Here is a 19615-nt window from a genome sequence, read left to right on the forward strand (position 1 = left end):
TGGCATGGAATCGGGTATATCCGTTATGTTTCGCACGGCACTGGCTGTGCTGTCACCTGTGTTCGATACCGGGTGACACGACCATGATCTGGATAGCAGGAGCGGCGACAATGGCCAAGAGATTCACCGATGCGGAAAAAGCCAGGGCGGTCAAGAAGGTGGAAAAGCTCCGCGCCGAAGGCAAGTCGTTGAACGCGGCATGCGAGGAAGTGGTGCAGAAGGCGGGCTGGCCGTCGGTGGGCGCCCTCACCAACTGGGTGAAGGCGGCGGCCAACGGCGCCGCAGCCGAGGAGCCCGCCGCCGAGGCCGAGGCCCCGGCGCCGCGCAAGCGCGTGGTGAAGAAGGCGCCGAAGGCGCGTGCCACCACCGCACGTAAGCGGGCCGCGTCGACCAACGGTTCGGCTGCGAAGAAGGCCGCGCCGAGCCCGCAGGCCGTTGTGGCGACCGCCGCGACGCTCGTCGCCGAGCCCGAGCCCACCCCCGTCGTCGAGGAGGTCACCGCCGTGGCCGAGGCGCCCGCGGCGGACGAGGCAGCGCAGCCGGAGCAGCGGGAAGCCGCGCTCGTCGCGGTGACCACCACCCCGACCCAGACGGTAACCCCGGTCGCCGACCCGGAATTCGGCCATCGCAGCGCCGACGACCTGGCCAACGAGGTCCGCCGCCTGCGCATCGCGCTCGAGGAACTGCACGGCGAGAACCGTGCCCTCAAGGACCTGGTCGGGATCTACGTCCGCCGGTGAACCGAGCGAGCTACCCCGGCGGGATCGGTCCGGGGTAGCGCGCGATCACCCGCATCCGGCGGTGCCGCGCTGCGCCGCCGGTGCGCGTGCTTCTCAGATCAGGCTCTTCTGCTTGCGGATACGCCTGCGCAGATCCGTCATCAGCGCGTGCGATCCGCCGAACCGCAGGAACCTGGGGATGAATCGGTTGACGAAACCGACGAACAGGAAAAGGTTGTCGAAGCGCCGCTGATCGGCCTCGGACCATTCCACCCGCAGCTGTTCGCGGAAGTAGGGCGCGAGGAATCCGATGGTCAGGAATTTCAGCAGCCCGCGGAACGGGATTCGCAGATACCAGTGGATCATCCGCAGGTTGAGCAGATCATCCAGGTAGCCGCGGACGAAATCGTCGAGCACGGCCTCGCGGGCCATCGTGTTCCAGTAGGCGTCGAAATCCTTGCGGGTGGCCGGCCACATCTCCCGCGGCACCTGCAGGCCCGTCGCCAGCGGCGAGGAGGTCTGATAGAACTGCTCGGCCTGCTCATCGGTCATCTTCCCGTTGAGCAGCTGGTAGGTGTCCTCGAATCCGATGAACAGGCATGCCGCCACCCACAGCTGTAGATGGCGATCGAAGGCGTTGTACTTCACCTTGCTGTCCGGGCCCGAGCGCACCTGCCGATGCGCCACATTCACCGCCTCGCGGAACGCGTCCTTCTCCTCCTGAGTGCCGAGGATGGAGACGGCCAGATATTGCGTGGTCGTGCGGGCCCGCTTCCACGGATGAACCATGAGCGCACCGGATTCGACCCGGCTCTCCGCGACGCCGTAGCCCACGCCCGGGCGCGCCATCTGCATGACGACGTTGGCGGCGGCGCCGCCGAAGCTCCAGAAGTCCAGCGCGTCGGTCAGTGCCAGGGGGCGTTTGGTGAACGGCCGGTGGTGGGTGCGGATCGGGATGCGGGTCTGCTCGGTGGTCAGCGGCGGCAGGCCATGCTGCTCGAAGGATCGCGCGACTGCGGTCATGGGCATATTTCCGTTCTCTTGCCGGTGCGCCGGACGGGCCGAGTGTGCCTCTCCGGGTGCCACTGCGCCCATTATGTTACTCGTGATTCTTCCTCGCAAGGCTGCTTCGGCTAGCGAACAGTCGATAACTTATGTGGCCGCTCTGCTGGCATCGTGCCTGGCTGATCTGGTCAATCTCGCCAGAGCTCGATGGAATCTTGCCGAATCGCTTCCGTATCGAGCGGAATGGTGCGTAACATACCGATCCAGCCGGACCGGTTGGGAGGCGCGCCGTACACGTGCGGCGCTGCGCCTGCGCGCGGCGGCGGGGATCGTGCGCCGGACGGGGTCGGCCGGCAGGAAAGGACTAGGGCGATGCTCAAGAAGCTGGATCGAATATTCAGCTACGAGATGAAGGTCTCCGAATTTCTCGGGACGCTCATCATCCTCGGCATTCCATACGGGCTGATCGGCGTCATCTGGACGCTGACGCACACCGCTCATCTACGCGATATGCACGGAATCGATGTGGTGATCTCGTTTCTCGGCTCGATCGTGTGCTGGCCGGTGCTCACTTTCGCGAATGTGTGCATGACCTGATGATGATCCTGGTGTGGCTCATCGACATCTTGGTGATCGGCGTCAAGATTCTCGGCGGGCGGATGAAGGTGAACCCGATTCTGCGATTCGGGCTGTGGCTTGCGGTGCTGAGCACCGTGGCCGCCGGCGTCGCGGTGGTGGGGTACGGGCTGGTGGCGCTCGAGCATCAGCTCAGCGGTGAGGTCGCAGCGATGGGAATGCGGAGCCGATGACGACAGTCGAAAAGCCCTCCCCGCCCACGGATCTGGAGCGGGCGCTGGCCGATGCCAGGGGCCTGTGGAAACGTCATCCGCAGCGTTCGCTGGAAACGCTCGGCCGCCAGGTCACCCTCGGTCGCGATGCGCTCATCGAAACCTTCCGCGCCATATTCGCGCGGCGTTTCCCGTTCCACGAGTTCATCAAGCAGTGCGCCTTCATGGCGAACGTGTCGGCCGCGCCGACGGTCTTCGTCGCCATCCCGATCGCGGTGGTGGTGTCGATCCAGGTGGGCGCGCTGGTGAACCAGGTCGGCGCGACCACCTTCATCGGCGCGGTCGCCGGCCTTGGCATCATCCGCCAGGGCGCGCCGCTGGTGACCTCGCTGATGATCGCGGGCGCAGTCGGTTCGGCGATCTGCGCCGATCTGGGATCACGCACCATCAGGGAGGAGATCGACGCCATGATGGTGATGGGCGTCGACCCGGTGCGCAGGCTCGTCGCGCCACGGCTGGTGGCTGCGGTGCTGGTGAGCATGCTGCTGTGCGGGTTCATCGTCTTCGTCGGCTTCGCGACCGCCTACATGTTCAACGTGTACGCGCAGTCGGGGACGCCGGGTTCGTTCATCGGTTCGTTCGCCTCCTTCGCCGTCGCCAACGATCTGATCGTCGCGCTGGTGAAGGCCGCGGTATTCGGCCTGCTGACCGCGATCATCGCCTGCGATATCGGGTTGCACGCCAAGGGCGGCCCCGGTGGCGTGGCCGACGCCGTGAACTCGGCGGTGGTCAGCTCGGCGCTGATGTTGTTCGCCACCAACATCATTCTGACTCAGCTCTACAACACCCTGTTCCCGACGAAGGTGATCTGAGGTGGGCAGCTCCTACACTCCGCCCGCGCTGAAACCGGTGCGGATGGCCGGTGCGGCGGCCGCGGTCCCGATTCAGGCCAACCGCAGGGTCGGCCACCAGGCGATCATCTTCTTCCAGGCGGTGGGCGCGATTCCGTTCGTGCTGCGGCATTACCGCAAGGAAGTACTCCGATTGACCGCCGACGTCGGCTTCGGTAACGGCTCACTGATCGTCGGCGGCGGCACCGTCGGCGTGGTGATCATTCTGTGCGCGTTCGGCGGCATCACCGTCGGCATGGAGTCGTTCACCGCGCTGAATCTGCTCACCATGGGCCCGCTGACCGGCGCCATCTCCGGTTTCGCGACCACACGCGAGCTGGCGCCCATCCTGGCCACGCTGGCCTTCGCCATCCAGGCCGGCTGCCGCTTCACCGCGCAACTGGGGTCCATGCGGATCTCCGAGGAGATCGACGCCCTCGAATCCATCGCCATCCGGCCGCTGCCGTATCTGGTGACCACCAGGATGATCGCGGCGACGCTGACCATTGTCCCGCTCTACAGCATCGGCCTCGCGGTGGCGTATCTGGCGACGAAGTTGTCGGTGCTGTTTCTCGGCGGCACCTCGGCGGGCACCTACGACCACTATTTCTTCCAGTTCCTCATCGGTCCCGATGTGTTCTTCTCACTGCTCAAGGTGATCGTTTTCGTGATGTTGTCGACGTTCATCCAGTGCTACTACGGCTATTTCGCCTCCGGCGGCCCGGAAGGTGTCGGCGTGGCGGCGGGCCGGGCGATCAAGATGGTCATCGTCGTGATGGTGTTCGCCAATCTGTTCCTGACCCTCGCGATCTGGGGTATCGATCCCGGATTCCGGATCTCGGGGTAGGCGCGATGATTCTGGATCCGAGTGGGCGTGGACCCACCGCCCGTCAGCTGACCTTGTCCGGGCTCGCGGTGCTGGCCACCATGGTGTTGCTGCTGAGCCTGCTGGCGCTGCGCTACACCGGCTACTTCGAGGCGAAGGTGCCCGTCACCGTCACGCTCACCAGCACCGGTGACGGGCTGCCCGCGCGCGCGGACGTGAAGTTTCGCGGCATGGTGGTCGGCGCGGTCAGCGCGGTCGACGTGGTGGCGGCCGGGCAGAGCCAGGAAGTGTTCGTCGATCTGAAACCCGCGGTGGCCGAAACCATCCCGGACAATGTGACCGCCCGGGTGATTCCGAACAACCTGTTCGGTGTCACCGCGATCGAACTGGTCGACAACGGCCCGACCGAGGGTGTCCTGCATGCGGGTTCGACCATTGCCGAGGACACCAGCGCGGGCACCGTCCAATTGCAGACCACGCTGACGGTGCTGCGCGATGTGCTCGACAATATCCAGCCCGAGAAGCTGGGCCGGGTGCTGGCAACCTTCTCCGCGGCCCTCGATCCCGGCGCCCGCGTGCCCGGCTCGACCATCGAACGGCTCGACAACTGGATCACCCAGGTGCGTGCCATCGACGGAGTGGGTGAGCTGCTCGGCGATCTCGGCCGCGCCACCACCGCGTTGAGCCAGTCGGCGCCCGAACTGGTCGGCGTCCTGTCCGAATCGGTGACGACCGCGCGCACCCTCACCGAACGCCGCGACAAACTGATCGCCCTGCTGGCCAATGCCAGCGGCGCCGTCGACTCGGTGAACAGCCTGTTCGCCCGTAACCCGAACGCGGCCAAGGAATTGGTGCCCGGCCTGGACGAACTGTTCGGCTCATTGGCCCGCGACCCCGACGCCATCCCGTACACGGCGGCCAACCTCAACGCGACCTTGGAAAAGATGCAGTCGGTGTTCAGCTTCGGCCCACGCAAGCAGATGGTATGGAAAATGGACGTCTCGTTCACCCCGTTCCAGCAGTACACGGCCGAGGATTGCCCGCACTACGGCGACATGTACGGCCCGCGCTGCGGTGGGCCGACGGTGCCGACAGTGGCGCCGCCGCAGGAGTATCCGCCGCAGATGTTGCCGCGGCGGCTCGATTCGGCGGGCCCGGCGCCGGCCGCGATCCCGGTGCCCGGTGTCGCGCCTGCGCCCGCACAGCCCGGCGCGCCCGCCATCCCCGGCTTGCCGTTCATTCCCGGGCTGCCCGCGATTCCCGGGATCACCGCGCCGGCTCCCGCTGCTCCCGCGCCAGCGGGTGCGGTGCCGCGGGCCGCTGGTAGCGCACCTGGTGGCGTGGTGCCGGGGGCCGCTGGTCGCGGACCTGGTGGTGCGGCGCCTGGTGCCGCCGGTAGCGCACCTGGTGGTGCCGCACCAGGGGCCGCCGGTGCGCCCGCTGGTTCGGCTCCGGGAGCCGCTGGTGCCGCGCCCGCGGCTGTGGCACCTGGACCGGCTGATGCCGCGCCTGCGGCCTCCGGCCCCGGATCGGGTGGTGCGTTACCTGACGTCGCCGCGCCCGGTGGTGCTCGCGTCGATTCCACCGGCGGCGCTCCGGTCGCGGCACCTGTGCCGGCAGGCCCGAAGCGCGTCGTCCCCCTCTCGGGTGCGACGGGTGCCCGTCCGGTCGCCACGGTGCGCGGTCACGCGGCGGTCGCCCAGATCGTCGGCGGCAAACCCACTGCCGCTCAGCTCCTGCTGCTCACGCCGCTGCTGGCCGGTGGATCCGTGGAGGTCTACGCATGAAGTCGAGCAAGGCGCTGATCGGATTCAGCCTGTTCGCGGTGCTGGCAATCGTGCTCACCTACACCATCTGGTCCACCATGCAGCGCTCGGTGTCCGGCGATACACACAGCTACTCGGCGACCTTCTCCGATGTGCTCGGCGTGCGCGTCGGTGACGACGTGCGCATGGCAGGCGTGCGGGTCGGCCGGGTCGACAGCATCGAATTCGATGCCGACTACAAGGCCCGGCTGGAATTCCGTATCCAGGACCGGCAGCGGCTCACCACCACCACCAAAGCCCTGGTGCGGTATCAGAATCTGATCGGCCAGCGCTATATCGCGCTGATTCCCGGCGAAGGCGACGGCACGGTGCTCGAACCGGGCAGCCATATTCCGCTGGAGCGCACCGAACCGTCGTTCGACGTGTCGGCGCTGCTGTCGGGTTTCGAGCCGCTGTTCTCGGTGCTGCAACCAGACCAGGTGAATTCGCTGTCGGAGACGCTGATCCAGGCCCTCCAAGGTGACGGTGTATCGCTGAGTGCGCTGATCACGCAGGCGGCCGAGCTGGCCACCACCTTCGGCGAACGCGACGAGATCCTCGGCCAGGTGATCACCAATCTGAGCAGCGTGATCGCCGGCCTGGCCAATCGCAGCAAGGAATTGGAAACGCTCATCACGCAGGCCAGATCGCTGGTGGAAGCGCTGTACACCGAGGGTGAATCGTTGAAGAGTTCGGTCGACCAGGTGGCGACCTCCACCGATGCGCTGGTCGGGTTGATCACCCAGGTCAAACCGGATATGGCACGGGCGCAGAACATGGCGACCAGTGGTGTGGCGTTGCTGCTGCTCAATGGCGCCGCACTGGATCAGGCCGCGATCGAGCTGCCGAATGTGCTCAATGGCCTGGCCCGGTTCACCAGCTACGGCGCTTACGCCAATGCCTATATCTGCCGCCTCGATGTGTCGCTGTGGGGCGTGCTGCTGCCACCGGGACTGTTCTCGCAGGTCGGTGGCGAATCCCAATCGGAGGTGTGCCGGTGATGGCACGAATACGACTGCCGAAGTATTCCTCGAATCGGTTTCTGTGGCTCGGGGTCGGCGCTGCCGCGGCGGTGGTGCTGCTGCTGGTCGGTTCCAGCGTGATCTCCCAGGCGCGGTTGTCGGACAAGACCATTCAGGTGGAGTTCGCGCAGGCGGCCGGTTTGCGGCCGGGGGCGACAGTGGATGTCTCGGGCATCGAGGTCGGTGCGGTCCAGGCGGTACAGCTGGTCGACGACAAAGTGGTGGTCGATCTGCGGATTCGCCGCGATATGCGGCTGGGCCCGGATGCCCGTGCCGCAATCAAGATGTCGACCATTCTGGGCCGACTGCACATCGAGCTCACCCCGGGCGACGGTAAGGGGTTGCCGGACAACCGGATTCCGATCGAGAACACCTCGGTGCCCTACAACCTCGGCAAGGTGATCCAGGACTCGAAGTACAAGTCCTCGTTCGAACGCATCGAACGCATCGATCCGGAGAAATTGCGCACGGCACTGGATGTGTTCGACCAGCAGATGGGTGAATCCCCGGAGCTGGCGATCACCGCGCTCGACAGCATCGGTGCGCTGGCCAAGGTGATCAATGATCGCCGCGACGAGGTCGATGTGCTGTTGAAGGGCCTCGACCAGGTGTCGCAATTGGCTGCCGACAATCAGAACAGTGTGCTGTTGCTGCTCACCCGCGGCGAGGCGATCGGCAACGCGGTCGCGCTGCGGCAGAACCTGCTGCGGCAATTGCTCGACAATGTGGCCGCGCTGTCGGCACTGCTGCGCGAGATGGGCATCGAGAACAACGATCAACTCGGGCCGCTGATCCAGAACCTGAACACCATGACCCAGGGTCTGGAGAAGAACCGCGACAACCTCGACCGGCTCTACGAGATCATGCCGATCGCCCTGCGCCAGTTCAACAATGCTCTCGGCAACGGGCCCTACGGCGATGTCTGGGCGCCGTGGTTCCTGCCGGACAACTGGCTGTGTTTCGCCCAGGCCGTACAGGGGTGCAGCTGATGAGAATCCGCACGATCATTCGCACCGCCGCGTTGTGTGTTGCGGCGACGCTGGCGGCGGGATGCGCGCTGCTGCCGGAGAGCATCAGTTCGCTGCCGAACGAGTATCTCGGCGAACACATGCGGATCAGCGCCGATTTCGAGAATGTCGCAGGCCTGTACGCGGGCAATGAGGTGGCCATTCTCGGCGTGCCGGTGGGCCGGGTGGACACCGTCACGGCCAAGGGCAGTTATGTCCAGGTCACCATGTCCATCGATAAGGGCGTCAAGGTGCCCGAAAACGCGATGGCAGCGCTCATTTCACCGCAGCTCATCACCAACCGGCACGTCGAATTGGCGCCCGCCTATTCGGGGGAAGGCCCGCTGCTGGCCGACGGCGCGCATATTCCGCTGGAACGGACGCGGGTGCCGGTGGAGCTCGATCGCATTCTGGAGAACTTCGATCAGCTCGGCGCCGCGCTCAAAGGCGATAACGCCCAGGGCCCGATGGCGAGCCGGGTGCTGTTTCCGCTGCTGGAAGGCAATGGCGATCGACTGCGCGCGACGCTGGACGCGCTGTCGTCGGCGTTCGAGGTGTCCTTCGCCAACAAGGACCAGATCGCCAACACCATCATCAAACTCAACGAGATCACCCAGATCATCGCCCAGAACGATCAGACCGTCCGCGATTTCAGCGGCAGGCTCACCGAGCTGGTGCAGTTGATGGGCGAGCAGTCACCCGGCCTGCAGGCCGTGCTGACCCAGCTCAACGATTTCGTGAACAACACCTCCTCGGTGGTCGGCCAGAATTCCGATCAGCTGGCCGGTGCGTTACAGCGGTTCACCACCATCACCGCCCAGATGCGCGCCAACGCGCGCGGCCTCACCGAATTGGTCGACGTCGCGCCGCTGTTCTTCGAGAACTTCTCCAACGCCGTCAGCCGTGAACACCGGGCACTGCGGTTGCACGGACTGCTGGACAAGGCGGTGCTCGACGGCGAGGTGCTCTCACTGTTCTGTGAGCGCGTGCAGATGCGCTCCGACGGTTGCCGCACCGGCAAGATCCAGGATTTCGGTCCCGATTTCGGGCTGACGGCCGCATTGCTCGGACTCACGAAATGAGAGTGATGATTCGCAGGACAGTGCTGATCCGCAGGACACTCGGCGCCTTCGCCGTCGTACTCACCGTGGGCGCCGCGACCGGCTGCGGGATCACGGTGGAGAACGTGCCGATGCCGAAGCCGGGTATCGGCGGCCCCGGCTACACCATTCGCGCGGCCTTCCGTGACGCGCTGAATCTGCCCGATCGCGCGCATGTGAAGATCGGCGGCACCGATATCGGTGTGGTCACCGATATCTCCACCACCAATTTCATCGCCGATGTGGAAATGCTCATCCGCGAGGACATCGAGCTGCCGCGCGGCACCACCGCCGAATTGCGCCAGGCCACCCCGCTCGGTGACATCTTCATCGCGATGACCCTGCCGCCGGCCACCGCCGAGACCGAGCTGCTGCAGCCCGGCGATGTCATCAGCACCGAGCACACCGGAGCCGGCGCGTCCGTGGAAGAGCTGATGGTGTCGGTATCGATGCTGATCAACGGCGGCGGTCTCAATCAGGCCGCCGAGATCACCGCGCAGATGGATTCGATGTTCGGCGGGCGCGCACCCCAGGTGGCGCACATGATCACCGAACTCACCAGCGTGCTCGCCGCGCTCAATGCCCGCACCGGCGATATCGACAGTGTGCTGTCCGGGGTGAATGTGCTGACCGGCGAACTCGCCGCGCGCAAGGCGGAATTGGGCCAGGCGGCCGATACCTTCCCCGGACTGCTCGGACTGGTGGCCGAGAACAATCGCGATATCTCCGCGCTGATCAACAACGTGTCGGTCACCATGGCCGCACTCGGCGATTTCACCAACACCACCGGCGACGATTTCGTGAGCCTGTTCGACAGCATCCAGCGGTTGATGTCGGGGTTCACCCAGATGGGCGGCGATCTCGGGCAGCTGCTCGAGCGGTTCCATGCGATCTACCCCTCACTGGAAGCCACCCTCGAGGGGCCGACGCTGGCCGTCGCGGCGACGGTGTCGTACCTGAGTGTCGGCGCGCTGACCGATCCGACCGGCAGCCGGCTGCCCGAGGTCGGCGATGTGCCCGCGTTCATCGGCAGCCTCGCGCAGGTGATCCAGAAGGTGATCGGCCGGGTCACCAGTCCGCCGCAGCCGGTGCCGGGGCAGCCGGCGCCGCAGCCCGCTCCGCAGGATGGTGAGCGGTGAATATCCCGCTGTGGAATTACCTGGTTCGTCGTCGCGTCGCGATCGCGAACCTCGGGCTCGTGGTGATCCTGGTGCTCGGGTCCTGGTATCTGGGTGCCGAGGTGCTGCGGATCAATCCGCTGCCGAACACCTACGCGGTGACCGTCGAACTGCGCGGTTCCGGCGGGTTGCTGGCCGGCAACGACGTCACCTTCCGCGGCACCAGGGTCGGCCGGGTGCGCGAGGTGCGGGTGACCGAGACCGGCATCGCCGCGGTGGCCGAGATCGACTCGTCGGCCCGGATCCCGGTGGGCGGCACCGTCGCCGTCGGGCGGCTTTCGGCGGCGGGCGAGCAGTACCTCGATTTCCGGCCGGATGCCGATACCGGGCCCTACCTGGACGACGGCGCGGTCGTGGATGTGGCGAACACCTCGACGCCGGTGTCGGTGCAGTCGGTGCTGACCAATGTCAGCGGTCTGGTCGGCGGGCTCAATCCCGAACGGCTCACCGTCATCGTGAACGAGCTGGACAAGGCGCTGGCCGGCGGCCCGGATCGGTTGCGCAACATGATCTCCGGGATCAGCCGGGCCATGGCCGGGCTCAATGATCTGCTGCCGCAGACCCGTCAGCTGATCGAGAATCTCGGCGTCATCGCCGAGACCACCTCGCACGCCCAGCCCGACCTGACCACCCTCACCACAGGTGCGGGTGCGCTGTTCGACCAGCTCACCGCCGCCGACCAAGAGGTGCGCCGGTTCCTGGATCTGGCTCCGGATCAGCTCGCGACTCTCGGCGGCTTCGTGCAGGCCACCGAGGATCCGATCACCAACCTGGTCACCAATTTCGTCGCCATCACCAAGGCCGCGAAACTGCGCGCCCCGGCCATCGCCGCACTGTTCCCGGCGCTGCGCGAAGGGTCGGCCGCCATCGGCATCCCCGCCCACGACGGCGCCTATCACACCCTGGTGGACCCCTGGCCGCGCCCGACCTGCGAATACGACACCATCCCCGTCGTCCCGACCACCGCGACCGCGGACACCCGGGTGCGCCTCTACAACTACTGCATCACCACCAACCCGGCCTTGCAGGTGCGCGGTTCCGCCAATGCCCCGCGCCCGAACGTCCCCGACAACACCGCGGGCCCGCCGCCGGGCGTCTCCGGCAACGAACTCTCCCGCCCGATCCCCGGCAGATAGGACCGAATCAGTATGAACACCAAAGACACCGACCCTGCCGCCACGGACGCAGTGAACGAGCTGAGCATCGCGGTGGAACGGACGGAAACGCGGTCGCGCGGAACCGCCGCACCCAGCTCGGCAAGCTCGGCTACTGATCCAGTTGCCGAACACGGATCCGAGTCCGCCGTGGTCGGCGCGCCCGCAGTGACCGCCGATGCGTCCGCCGGCGAACAGGACGCGGCGGCGACCGAAACGGTTCAGCAGGCAGACAGCGATCCAGAGTCGACCGTGGCCCCCGCACTCTCGAAGCAGGACCGCCCGGCCGCCCCGCCGCCGTCCGAGGAGGCGACCACACCCGGCGAACCGCCCGCCACGCGCATACGCCCACTCGGGAAGCTGACCGCCATGGTCGGCCGGCGTGGCGGGCAACGACCGACCGCGCGCGTCCTGGCCGCCCGGTGCGCCGTGGTGGTGCTGCTGGTCGCCGCCGCCGCGTCGACGTTGTACTTCTACCTCCAGGATCGCGACAAGGACGCGGTGCTGGACGCGCAGGAACAGGCGCGGCAGGCGGCCTGCGAATACGCCCCGGTACTGGCGAATTACGACGCGAAGAACCTCGACCCGTACTTCCGCGCGGTGCTCGACGGTGCCACCGGCGACTGGCGCCAGCAGTTCGAAGCCACCAGCCAGGAGTTGCGCGACGTGCTCGCGCAGGGGCAGGTCGTCTCGGCGGCCAGTGATGTGCAGTGCGCGATCAAATCCGGTGACCAGACTTCGGCGGAGGCCATCGTGGTGATCGGCCAGACCATCACCAGTCTCGGCACCCAGGGGCAGCCTGCGCCGGGGCAGCTGTCGATGGTGATGCGGATGGAGAAGTCCGGGGACCGCTGGCTGGTCAACGACATGAACGCACCGCTGGCGCCGTCACCGCAGCCCTGACCGCCGGGCTCACCGCCCGAACAGCACCTGCCGCATCAGCGCGGCCACCCGCCGGCGGGAGCAGGCCGGGTCCACCGAACCGAACCGCTGCCCGAGATCGACCACCATGGCCAGCGCGGCGTGCACCAGCACCCGCGCGGATGCCGCGGGAAGTTCGGGCCGCACCGCCATCAGCAGCTTGGCCCACTCTTCGACATTGAGCCGCTGGATGTTTCGCAGCACGGTGCGTTCCTCGGCGGGCACATTACTCATCTCGGCGTAGTAGACGAAGGTCAGCTCGCGTTCGGCGAAGGAGCCGTCGACGAACAGGTCGATGAGGGTGTGCAGGGCCTGCTCGGGGCCGTCGGATCCGGCGACGGCGGGGCCGATGGCGGCCGAAACCCGGTCGGCCGCACGGCGAAACGCGGCGGCCAGGATATCGCCCTTCCCGCGATAGAAGCGGTACACCGCCGAGGACGCGGGCAGCCCGGCGGCGGTCGCGATGTCCTCGACACTCACATTCGGGTAGCCGCGTTCGTGGAACAGTTCCACCGCGCGCACCAGCAGCAGTTCGTGTTTGAAGGTCAGCGGGATCTCGCGCGCCGTGGTGGCCTCGGTGTCGTCGCCGGGCAGGGGCAGCCGGGTGTCGGCCAGGGCGCGGCAGGCGGCGCCGAGCTGATCGGTCAGCGAGCGCACCGGGATCGCCACATGGTGGTCGCCGATGCTGCTCAGCACGCTCAGCAGCGCCGCCGTCAGCACTGCGCGGTCGCGTACCGGCAGGTCGGGGCGGTAGTCGCCGAGGGCCTCGCGCAGTGCGCTGTCGACCACCGTGAGCTGGGTGTGCAGCAGGGCGGCGTCATCGGGTTCGAGGTAGCGGCGTTGCCAGCGCAGCAGCGCGGCACTGCGCCGGTTGACGATGGAGGCGCCGATCAGCGCGTCCAGCTCGTGTTCGAGCCGCTCGCGCGCGGTCCACTGCCGTGCGTCCTCGGGGAGCCGCACCGCTTCCACGCTCAGCCTGCCCAGCCGCAGCGTTTCCTCACGGAACAGCGCGTATTTGCTCGGGTAGTGCCGATACAGCGCGGTGGAACTGATATCGAGGCGCGAGGCGATGTCCTCCATGCTCACCCCGTGATAGCCGAGCGAACCGAACGCTTCGGCCGACGCCGCGGCGATCTGCGCGCGGCGGTCGCGCGGCCTGCGCCGCACCGACCGAGACCCGGTGGTCTCGCCCGCGGCCGTCTCCCGCGTCGCGCGGCGATTCCGGGCACCCATGCGGCGATGATAGCCCGGCCGTGCCCGTGCTCACCCCGACTTTCTCCCCGGGCGGGAGAAGTGAATTAGAAATCACAAAAGAGTCGGTAACGACTACAATTGCCGCACTGATAGTAAGAATGACCCATAACTTACCGTGCGCGGGATGAGCAGGGTCGAGCCCCGTCGGGCCATCGGGGAGAGCGGGAATCAGACCTGGGCGCGGCGCCCGAACAACACGATCTGCATCAGCGCCGCTACCCGCCCCTGCGAGGCGATCGGCGCGGTACCGAACGAGCGCCCCAGATCCACCACCAAGGCGAACGCGGCGTGCACCAGGAACCGGGATTCGGCAGGCGCGAGCTCCGGACGCACCTCACGCACCAGCCGCGCCCACTCCTCCACGCTGAGCCGCTGAATATTGCGCAGCACCGTGCGTTCCTCGGCCGGAACGTGCTGGAACTCGGTGTAGTAGACGAAGGTCAGCGCCCGCTCGGTGAACGAGCCTTCCACGTACTGGTCGATCAGCGAGACCAGCGCGGCCTCGGCGCTGTCGGCGGAGGCGACCGCGGGGCCGATCGCGCTCGAAACCCGTTCGGCCGCACGGCGGAACGCCGCGGCCAGCAGATCGCTCTTACCTCGATAGAAGCGGTACACCGCCGATGCCGCCGACAGCCCGGCCGCGGTCGCGATATCTTCCACGCTGACATTCGGGTACCCGCGATCGTGGAACAGCTCGACCGCCTTGCGCAACAGCAGTTCGTGCTTGAACGAATCCGGGATCTCCGCCGCCGCGGCGGGTTCCACCGCATCGCCGACGGCGGGCAGCTCGGCCCGCGCGATATCCCAGCAGGCCGAGGACAGCAGGCGGGTAAGCGATTTCGCGGGCAGCGCGGCGTGGTGGTCGGCGATGCTGGTGATGGTGCTCAACATCGCGGCGCGCAGGACCCGGAGATCGTCGTCGTCGAGCTCGGGGCGCAGCGCGTGCAGCTCGGCGCCCAGTGCGTCGACCACCGTCGCCTGCTGTTCGTTGAGCAGGTCCAGATCCTCGGCCTCGAGGTAGCGGCCCTCCCAGCGCACCAGGGTGACGCTGGCCCGGTTGTCGATGGTGGCGGTGATGAGCGCGTCGAGCACCTGCCGCAGCCGCTGCTCGGGACCGGCGTCGGCGGCGGCCTCGGGTCGGTGGACCGATTCGGTCATGGCCCGGCCCACGCGCAGCAGTTCCTCCCGGAAAAGGGCGTACTTGCTGGGGTAATGCCGGTAGAGCGCGGCCGAGCTGATGCCGAGACCCGAGGCGATGTCCTCCATGCTGACACCGTGGTAGCCGAGGGAGCCGAAGGCCGAGGCGGCGGCCGCCGCGATCTGGGCTCGCCGGTTCTTCGGCCTGCGCCGGATCTCCCGTGGCGCCGAGTCGCCGTTGCCCTTCGCACGCACCGTACGGCGATTGTCGACACTCATTCCGACATGGTATCGCTCGGTAACCAGCGGCAATGTGGCGCTCCCCGCCGTGAGTCGTGGATCACCCGCGCCCGGGGGGACGAATCCGCGCGTACCAGTCGAGCAGATCGGGATCGTCGACGGCGCTGCGTTCGACGACACGGGCCGGGTCGGCGCCCTGGAACAGCTTCTTGATCGGCACCTCGAGCTTCTTGCCGGTGCGGGTGTGCGGGACGGCGGGCGCGGCAAGGATCTCGTCGGGCACATGCCGCGGCGATACCTCGCGGCGGATCACGTCCTTGATCCGTTCGGCCAGCTCATCGGTCAGTTCCGTGCCGGCCGCCGGCACCACGAACAGCGGCATCCAGTAGCCGCCGTCGGGTTGCTCGGCCCCGATCACCAGCGCCTCGGCGACCTCGGGCAGTCGTTCCACGGCCTGATAGATATCGGCGCTGCCCATCCGGATGCCGTGCCGATTGAGCGTGGAATCCGAGCGTCCGTGCACGACGACCGAGCCGTGGTCGGTGATGGTGATCCAGTCGCCGTGCCGCCACACACCGGGGTAGGTATCGAAATAGGCGTCGTGATAACGCTTTCCGTCCGGATCGCGCCAGAAACTCACCGGCATGGACGGCATCGGCCGGGTGACCACCAGCTCGCCGACCTCCCCGCGCACCGGATTGCCCGACTCGTCGTAGGCGTCCAGTGCCACACCCAGATACGGCGCCGACAGCTCGCCCGGCCATACCGGTACCGTGCGTACCCCGCCGATGAACGCAGACACCACATCGGTGCCGCCGCTGATCGAGGAGATCGGAATATGGTCGCCGACGTTGTCGCGCAACCACAGTGCCGACGACGGTGGCAGCGCCGAGCCGGTGATGCCGATCATCCGCAGGGCCGACAGATCGTGCTCGTCCTTGGGCACCGAGCCCGCCTTGATGCAGGCCAGCACATAGCCGGGGCTGGTACCGAGCACCGTCGCGCGCACCTTCGCCGCGATCCGCCACAGCGCGTCCGGCTCGGGATAGGTGGGGCTGCCGTCGAAACAGACGATGGTCGCGCCCGCGAGCAGTCCGGCCACCTGGAAGTTCCACATCATCCAGCTCGGGCTGGTGTACCAGAAGAACGTATCGTCGGGTCCGATATCCGATTGCAGCGCCACGGCTTTCAGATGTTCGAGCAGCACGCCGCCGTGACCGTGCACGATGCCCTTGGGCAGGCCGGTGGTGCCGGAGGAGAACACGATCCACAGCGGGTGGTCGAAGTCGACGGCTTCGGTCTCGATCACCGGATCGGCGTCGGTGCCCGCGACGGCGTCGGTCCAGGCCAGCGTGCCCGGCATATCGAGTCCGAGGCGGGAGACCACGATGGTCTCGCGCACGCTGCTCAGGCCGGCGCGCAGCTGCTCGATATCGGCGCGCTTGTCGTGCGCCTTGCCGCCGAAGCGGTAGCCGTCGGCGGTGACCAGCACCGTCGGTTCCAACTGGCCGAGCCGGTCGAGGGCCGCCTTGGCGGTGTAGTCCTGGCCGCAGGCGCTCCACACCGCACCCACCGCCGCGGTACCGAGGAACGCGATCACCGCCTCTGGGATATTCGGCAGATATCCGGCGACCCGATCGCCCGGACGTACCCCGAGCGAGCGCAGGGTCCGGGCGAATGCCGCGGTGCGGTCGATCAATTCGGTCCAGGAGACCTCGGTGACCTCTTCGCCGCCGTCACCGAGCGCCACGATCGCCGGGCGGTCGGTACGGAATTGCCGCACCACCTGATCCACATAGTTCAACCGGGTGCCGGGGAACCAGCGCGCGCCGGGCATGGTTTCCTCGGCCAGCACCTCGCCCGCGGTCTCGCCGAGCTCGAAGTAATCCCACAGCGCCTGCCAGAAACCCGCCAGGTCCCGCACCGACCACTGCCACAGCGCGGCGTAATCGGGTGTGGGGACACCCGTGCGTGCGGTGACGAAACGGGCGAAATCGGTGATCTTCGCTTCGGCGATATCCCGGTCGGTGGGCACCCACTGTGGCTGCATCGTGGTTCTCCTGGCTCGGTATGTGGATCAGCGGCGGGCGCGCCGCACGACTTGCTCGGCGTGCCGCAGCACGGGGGCGTCGACCATCCGGCCCTGGTAGGCGAAGACACCGCGATGCTGCGGTGCCTCGTCGAGAACGCCACGCGCCCAGGCGAGTTCGTCGTCGGTGGGGGCGTAGGCGTCCCGGATGACGGCCACCTGGCTCGGATGGATGGCCACTTTGACGTCGAACCCGACGGCCACCGCGTCCTCGGCCTCGGCCCGCAGACCGTCCAGGTCGGCGATGTCGAGATACACCGAGTCCAGGGCCAGCCGCCCGTGTGCCTTGGCGGCCAGCAGCGAGGTCGAGCGCACGTGCCGGGCGACGTCGCGGTAGCTGCCGTCGGCGTGCCTGCTGGACGCGCCGCCGAGTCCGGCGACCAGATCCTCCGCACCCCACATCACGCCGATGGTGTTGTCGGCCGCCGCCGTGCGCGCCACCTCCAGCGCGCCGAGCGGCGATTCGATCAGCGCGATCACCTCATAGGCCGACAGCGCCGCCAGCTGGGCGGTCGACTCGCATTTGGGCAGCATGAGCCTGCGATAGCCCGTCTCGATGAGCGTGGCCAGGTCGTGGCGGTGCTCATCGGTGCCCGCGGCATTGACCCGCACGATCGTGGTCTCCGGGTCCAGCGGGGTCTCGACCAGTGCCTTGCGCGCGGCGGCCTTGTCGTCCGCGGCGACACCGTCCTCCAGATCGAGGATCACCACATCCGCGGCGGCGGCCGCCTTGGCGAACCGCTCCGGCCGGTCGGCCGGGCAGAACAGCCAGGCCGGGCCCGCGGGCACCCAGGGTTCGCTCACGCCGCACCGTCCTCGGACTGCGGCCGGACGCGGATCATCGCATTGCGGACCGCCACCGCCACCACCGTGCCGTGCTGGTTGCGCGCGGTGTGCCGGAAGGTCACGATGCCTTCGCCGGGCCTGCTCTTGGACAGACGCTTGTCCAGCACCTCGGTCTCGGCGTAGATGGTGTCGCCGTGGAACAGCGGCGCCGGGAACTTCACCTCGCTGAAGCCCAGGTTCGCGACGGTGGTGCCCTGGGTCAGATGTGCGACCGCGAGGCCGACCATGGTGCCGAGGGTGAACAGCGAATTCACCAGCCGCTGATGAAACGGCTCCTGCGCTTCACTGTAGGCGGCGTCGATATGCAGGCCCTGCGGATTCATCGTCAGCGTGCTGAACAGCACGTTGTCGGTTTCGGTCATGGTGCGGCCGGGCCGGTGCTCGTAGATGACGCCGGTCTCGAGTTCCTCGAACCACAGTCCGGTCTGCACGACGCGGCGCATCTGGGCGGGCGCGGTGTTCTGCTCGGCGCTCACAGGCCCAGCTCCCGTGCGATCAACATCAACTGCACCTCCGTCGTGCCCTCGCCGATTTCCAGGATCTTGCTGTCGCGGTAGTGCCTGGCCACAGGGTATTCGTTCATGAAGCCGTAGCCGCCGAAGATCTGCGTGGCATCGCGGGCGTTGTCCATGGCCGCCTCGCCGGCGATCAGCTTGGCGATCGAGGCCTGCTTCTTGAACGGCTTACCGGCCAGCATCAGCGCCGCCGCGTCGTAGTAGGCCGCACGTGCGGTGTGTGCGCGTGCCTCCATCCGGGCGATCTTGAAGGCGATGGCCTGGTTGGTGCCGATCGCGCGGCCGAAGGCCTCGCGTTCCTTGGCGTAGCGCACGCTCTCGTCCACACAACCCTGCGCCACACCGGTGGCCAGCGCGGCGATGGCGATGCGGCCCTCGTCGAGGATGCGCAGGAAGTTGGCGTACCCGCGGCCGCGTTCACCGAGCAGGTTCTCCTGCGGCACCCGGACATCGGTGAACGAGAGCGGATGGGTGTCGGAGGCGTTCCAGCCGACCTTGTTGTAGGCCGGTTCGGCGACGAAACCGGGGGTGTCGGTGGGCACCAGGATGGTGGAGATCTCCTTCTTGCCGCCCGATTCGCCGGTCACCGCCGTCACCGTCACCAGGGTGGTGATGTCGGTGCCGGAGTTGGTGATGAACTGCTTGCTGCCGTTGATCACCCAGTCACCGCCGTCGGCGACGGCGGTGGTGCGGGTGCCGCCCGCGTCGCTGCCGGCGCCGGGTTCGGTGAGGCCGAACGCGGCCAGGTTGCGGCCGCTGGTGAGCTGGGGCAGCCACTGCTGCTTCTGCTCCTCGTTACCGAAGCGGTAGATCGGCATCGCGCCCAGCGACACACCGGCTTCCAGGGTGATGGCCACGCTCTGGTCGACCTTGCCCAGTTCCTCGAGGGCGAGGCACAGCGCGAAGTAGTCGCCGCCCATGCCGCCGTACTCCTCGGGGAACGGCAGCCCGAACAGGCCCATCTCGGCCATGCCCTGCACCACCTTGTACGGGAAGGTGTGGTTGGCGTCGTGTTCGGCGGCGACCGGGGCCACCACCTGGTTGGCGAAATCGCGGACGGTGAGCGCGAGGTCGCGGTAGTCGTCGGGAAGTGTTCCGGTGGAAAGGAAGTCGGTCATC

General features: G+C 67.4%; 19 protein-coding genes. 12 read left to right on the forward strand and 7 right to left on the reverse strand.

Annotated features, from left to right (window positions below; translation table 11 throughout):
* The first annotated feature begins 110 nt into the window (after positions 1-110).
* Positions 111-740: a hypothetical protein gene (locus tag AC5W7N_RS14220; protein WP_495923475.1), complete on the forward strand. Its 630-nt coding sequence runs from the start codon at positions 111-113 to the stop codon at positions 738-740.
* A gap of 93 nt (positions 741-833) precedes the next feature.
* On the opposite strand, the gene AC5W7N_RS14225 is transcribed toward AC5W7N_RS14220, so the two are convergent.
* Entirely contained in the window at positions 834-1742 is a 909-nt protein-coding gene (locus tag AC5W7N_RS14225) for an oxygenase MpaB family protein (protein WP_194991641.1), read from the reverse strand.
* A 354-nt stretch (positions 1743-2096) separates the two neighbouring features.
* On the opposite strand from AC5W7N_RS14225, the gene AC5W7N_RS14230 reads away from it, so the two are divergent.
* From AC5W7N_RS14230 to AC5W7N_RS14280, 11 genes are read left to right on the forward strand one after another with little or no spacing between them, the layout of a single operon-like run.
* Positions 2097-2321: a hypothetical protein gene (locus AC5W7N_RS14230; protein ID WP_138455458.1), complete on the forward strand. Its 225-nt coding sequence runs from the start codon at positions 2097-2099 to the stop codon at positions 2319-2321.
* Positions 2321-2533 (forward strand): hypothetical protein, encoded by a 213-nt coding sequence (locus AC5W7N_RS14235; RefSeq protein ID WP_163815224.1) that lies wholly within the window; start codon positions 2321-2323, stop codon positions 2531-2533. Before AC5W7N_RS14230 ends, AC5W7N_RS14235 begins: the two co-directional genes overlap by 1 nt.
* Positions 2530-3384, forward strand: a complete 855-nt coding sequence (locus AC5W7N_RS14240; RefSeq protein WP_163815227.1) for an MlaE family ABC transporter permease — start codon at positions 2530-2532, stop codon at positions 3382-3384. The genes AC5W7N_RS14235 and AC5W7N_RS14240 overlap by 4 nt, the downstream gene beginning before the upstream one ends.
* 1 nt (position 3385) lies before the next feature.
* A complete protein-coding gene (locus tag AC5W7N_RS14245) occupies positions 3386-4249 on the forward strand; it encodes an ABC transporter permease (protein ID WP_163815229.1) in 864 nt (287 codons plus the stop codon).
* 5 nt (positions 4250-4254) lie between these two features.
* Positions 4255-6015, forward strand: coding sequence for an MCE family protein (locus AC5W7N_RS14250; protein ID WP_495923476.1), 1761 nt, complete (start codon positions 4255-4257; stop codon positions 6013-6015).
* Positions 6012-7034: an MCE family protein gene (locus tag AC5W7N_RS14255; RefSeq protein WP_495923477.1), complete on the forward strand. Its 1023-nt coding sequence runs from the start codon at positions 6012-6014 to the stop codon at positions 7032-7034. Before AC5W7N_RS14250 ends, AC5W7N_RS14255 begins: the two co-directional genes overlap by 4 nt.
* Positions 7034-8044: an MCE family protein gene (locus tag AC5W7N_RS14260; RefSeq protein ID WP_163815235.1), complete on the forward strand. Its 1011-nt coding sequence runs from the start codon at positions 7034-7036 to the stop codon at positions 8042-8044. The genes AC5W7N_RS14255 and AC5W7N_RS14260 overlap by 1 nt, the downstream gene beginning before the upstream one ends.
* Positions 8044-9144, forward strand: a complete 1101-nt coding sequence (locus tag AC5W7N_RS14265) for an MCE family protein (RefSeq protein WP_163815237.1) — start codon at positions 8044-8046, stop codon at positions 9142-9144. Before AC5W7N_RS14260 ends, AC5W7N_RS14265 begins: the two co-directional genes overlap by 1 nt.
* Positions 9145-9149: 5 nt before the next feature.
* Positions 9150-10301 (forward strand): MCE family protein, encoded by a 1152-nt coding sequence (locus AC5W7N_RS14270; protein ID WP_495923478.1) that lies wholly within the window; start codon positions 9150-9152, stop codon positions 10299-10301.
* The gene (locus AC5W7N_RS14275; protein WP_495923479.1) at positions 10298-11476 is read left to right on the forward strand and encodes an MCE family protein; all 1179 of its coding nucleotides are present in this window, start codon (positions 10298-10300) and stop codon (positions 11474-11476) included. Before AC5W7N_RS14270 ends, AC5W7N_RS14275 begins: the two co-directional genes overlap by 4 nt.
* Before the next feature lie 12 nt (positions 11477-11488).
* Positions 11489-12397, forward strand: coding sequence for a hypothetical protein (locus AC5W7N_RS14280; protein WP_495923480.1), 909 nt, complete (start codon positions 11489-11491; stop codon positions 12395-12397).
* A 9-nt stretch (positions 12398-12406) separates the two neighbouring features.
* Here AC5W7N_RS14280 and AC5W7N_RS14285 read toward each other — a convergent pair whose 3' ends face one another.
* The 6 genes from AC5W7N_RS14285 to AC5W7N_RS14310 all read right to left on the reverse strand — a co-directional run bounded on the left by AC5W7N_RS14285 (position 12407) and on the right by AC5W7N_RS14310 (position 19614).
* Entirely contained in the window at positions 12407-13648 is a 1242-nt protein-coding gene (locus AC5W7N_RS14285) for a TetR/AcrR family transcriptional regulator (RefSeq protein WP_495923481.1), read from the reverse strand.
* Between the two features lie 189 nt (positions 13649-13837).
* Positions 13838-15085, reverse strand: a complete 1248-nt coding sequence (locus AC5W7N_RS14290) for a TetR/AcrR family transcriptional regulator (protein WP_495923482.1) — start codon at positions 15083-15085, stop codon at positions 13838-13840.
* Between the two features lie 61 nt (positions 15086-15146).
* Positions 15147-17096 carry an acetoacetate--CoA ligase gene (locus tag AC5W7N_RS14295; RefSeq protein WP_280498749.1) on the reverse strand — a complete coding sequence of 650 codons (1950 nt, stop codon included), beginning with the start codon at positions 17094-17096 and terminating at the stop codon, positions 15147-15149.
* A 27-nt stretch (positions 17097-17123) separates the two neighbouring features.
* Complete coding sequence (locus tag AC5W7N_RS14300; RefSeq protein WP_280498750.1) at positions 17124-17939, reverse strand: HpcH/HpaI aldolase/citrate lyase family protein; 816 nt, start codon at positions 17937-17939, stop codon at positions 17124-17126.
* Positions 17936-18424 carry a MaoC family dehydratase gene (locus tag AC5W7N_RS14305; protein ID WP_195020857.1) on the reverse strand — a complete coding sequence of 163 codons (489 nt, stop codon included), beginning with the start codon at positions 18422-18424 and terminating at the stop codon, positions 17936-17938. Before AC5W7N_RS14305 ends, AC5W7N_RS14300 begins: the two co-directional genes overlap by 4 nt.
* Before the next feature lie 29 nt (positions 18425-18453).
* On the reverse strand, positions 18454-19614 hold the full coding sequence (locus tag AC5W7N_RS14310) for an acyl-CoA dehydrogenase family protein (protein WP_163815247.1): 1161 nt from the start codon (positions 19612-19614) through the stop codon (positions 18454-18456).
* Between the last annotated feature and the right edge of the window lies 1 nt (position 19615).

This window comes from Nocardia sp. CDC519, assembly GCF_059509835.1.

Bases quoted from the DNA above. Each gene is read 5' to 3' on its own strand.
- AC5W7N_RS14220 (WP_495923475.1), top strand. From the start codon at position 111: ATGGCCAAGAGATTCACCGATGCGGAAAAAGCCAGGGCGGTCAAGAAG.
- AC5W7N_RS14225 (WP_194991641.1), bottom strand. From the start codon at position 1,742: ATGACCGCAGTCGCGCGATCCTTCGAGCAGCATGGCCTGCCGCCGCTG.
- AC5W7N_RS14230 (WP_138455458.1), top strand. From the start codon at position 2,097: ATGCTCAAGAAGCTGGATCGAATATTCAGCTACGAGATGAAGGTCTCC.
- AC5W7N_RS14235 (WP_163815224.1), top strand. From the start codon at position 2,321: ATGATGATCCTGGTGTGGCTCATCGACATCTTGGTGATCGGCGTCAAG.
- AC5W7N_RS14240 (WP_163815227.1), top strand. From the start codon at position 2,530: ATGACGACAGTCGAAAAGCCCTCCCCGCCCACGGATCTGGAGCGGGCG.
- AC5W7N_RS14250 (WP_495923476.1), top strand. From the start codon at position 4,255: ATGATTCTGGATCCGAGTGGGCGTGGACCCACCGCCCGTCAGCTGACC.
- AC5W7N_RS14255 (WP_495923477.1), top strand. From the start codon at position 6,012: ATGAAGTCGAGCAAGGCGCTGATCGGATTCAGCCTGTTCGCGGTGCTG.
- AC5W7N_RS14260 (WP_163815235.1), top strand. From the start codon at position 7,034: ATGGCACGAATACGACTGCCGAAGTATTCCTCGAATCGGTTTCTGTGG.
- AC5W7N_RS14265 (WP_163815237.1), top strand. From the start codon at position 8,044: ATGAGAATCCGCACGATCATTCGCACCGCCGCGTTGTGTGTTGCGGCG.
- AC5W7N_RS14270 (WP_495923478.1), top strand. From the start codon at position 9,150: ATGATTCGCAGGACAGTGCTGATCCGCAGGACACTCGGCGCCTTCGCC.
- AC5W7N_RS14280 (WP_495923480.1), top strand. From the start codon at position 11,489: ATGAACACCAAAGACACCGACCCTGCCGCCACGGACGCAGTGAACGAG.
- AC5W7N_RS14285 (WP_495923481.1), bottom strand. From the start codon at position 13,648: ATGGGTGCCCGGAATCGCCGCGCGACGCGGGAGACGGCCGCGGGCGAG.
- AC5W7N_RS14290 (WP_495923482.1), bottom strand. From the start codon at position 15,085: ATGAGTGTCGACAATCGCCGTACGGTGCGTGCGAAGGGCAACGGCGAC.
- AC5W7N_RS14295 (WP_280498749.1), bottom strand. From the start codon at position 17,096: ATGCAGCCACAGTGGGTGCCCACCGACCGGGATATCGCCGAAGCGAAG.
- AC5W7N_RS14305 (WP_195020857.1), bottom strand. From the start codon at position 18,424: ATGCGCCGCGTCGTGCAGACCGGACTGTGGTTCGAGGAACTCGAGACC.
- AC5W7N_RS14310 (WP_163815247.1), bottom strand. From the start codon at position 19,614: ATGACCGACTTCCTTTCCACCGGAACACTTCCCGACGACTACCGCGAC.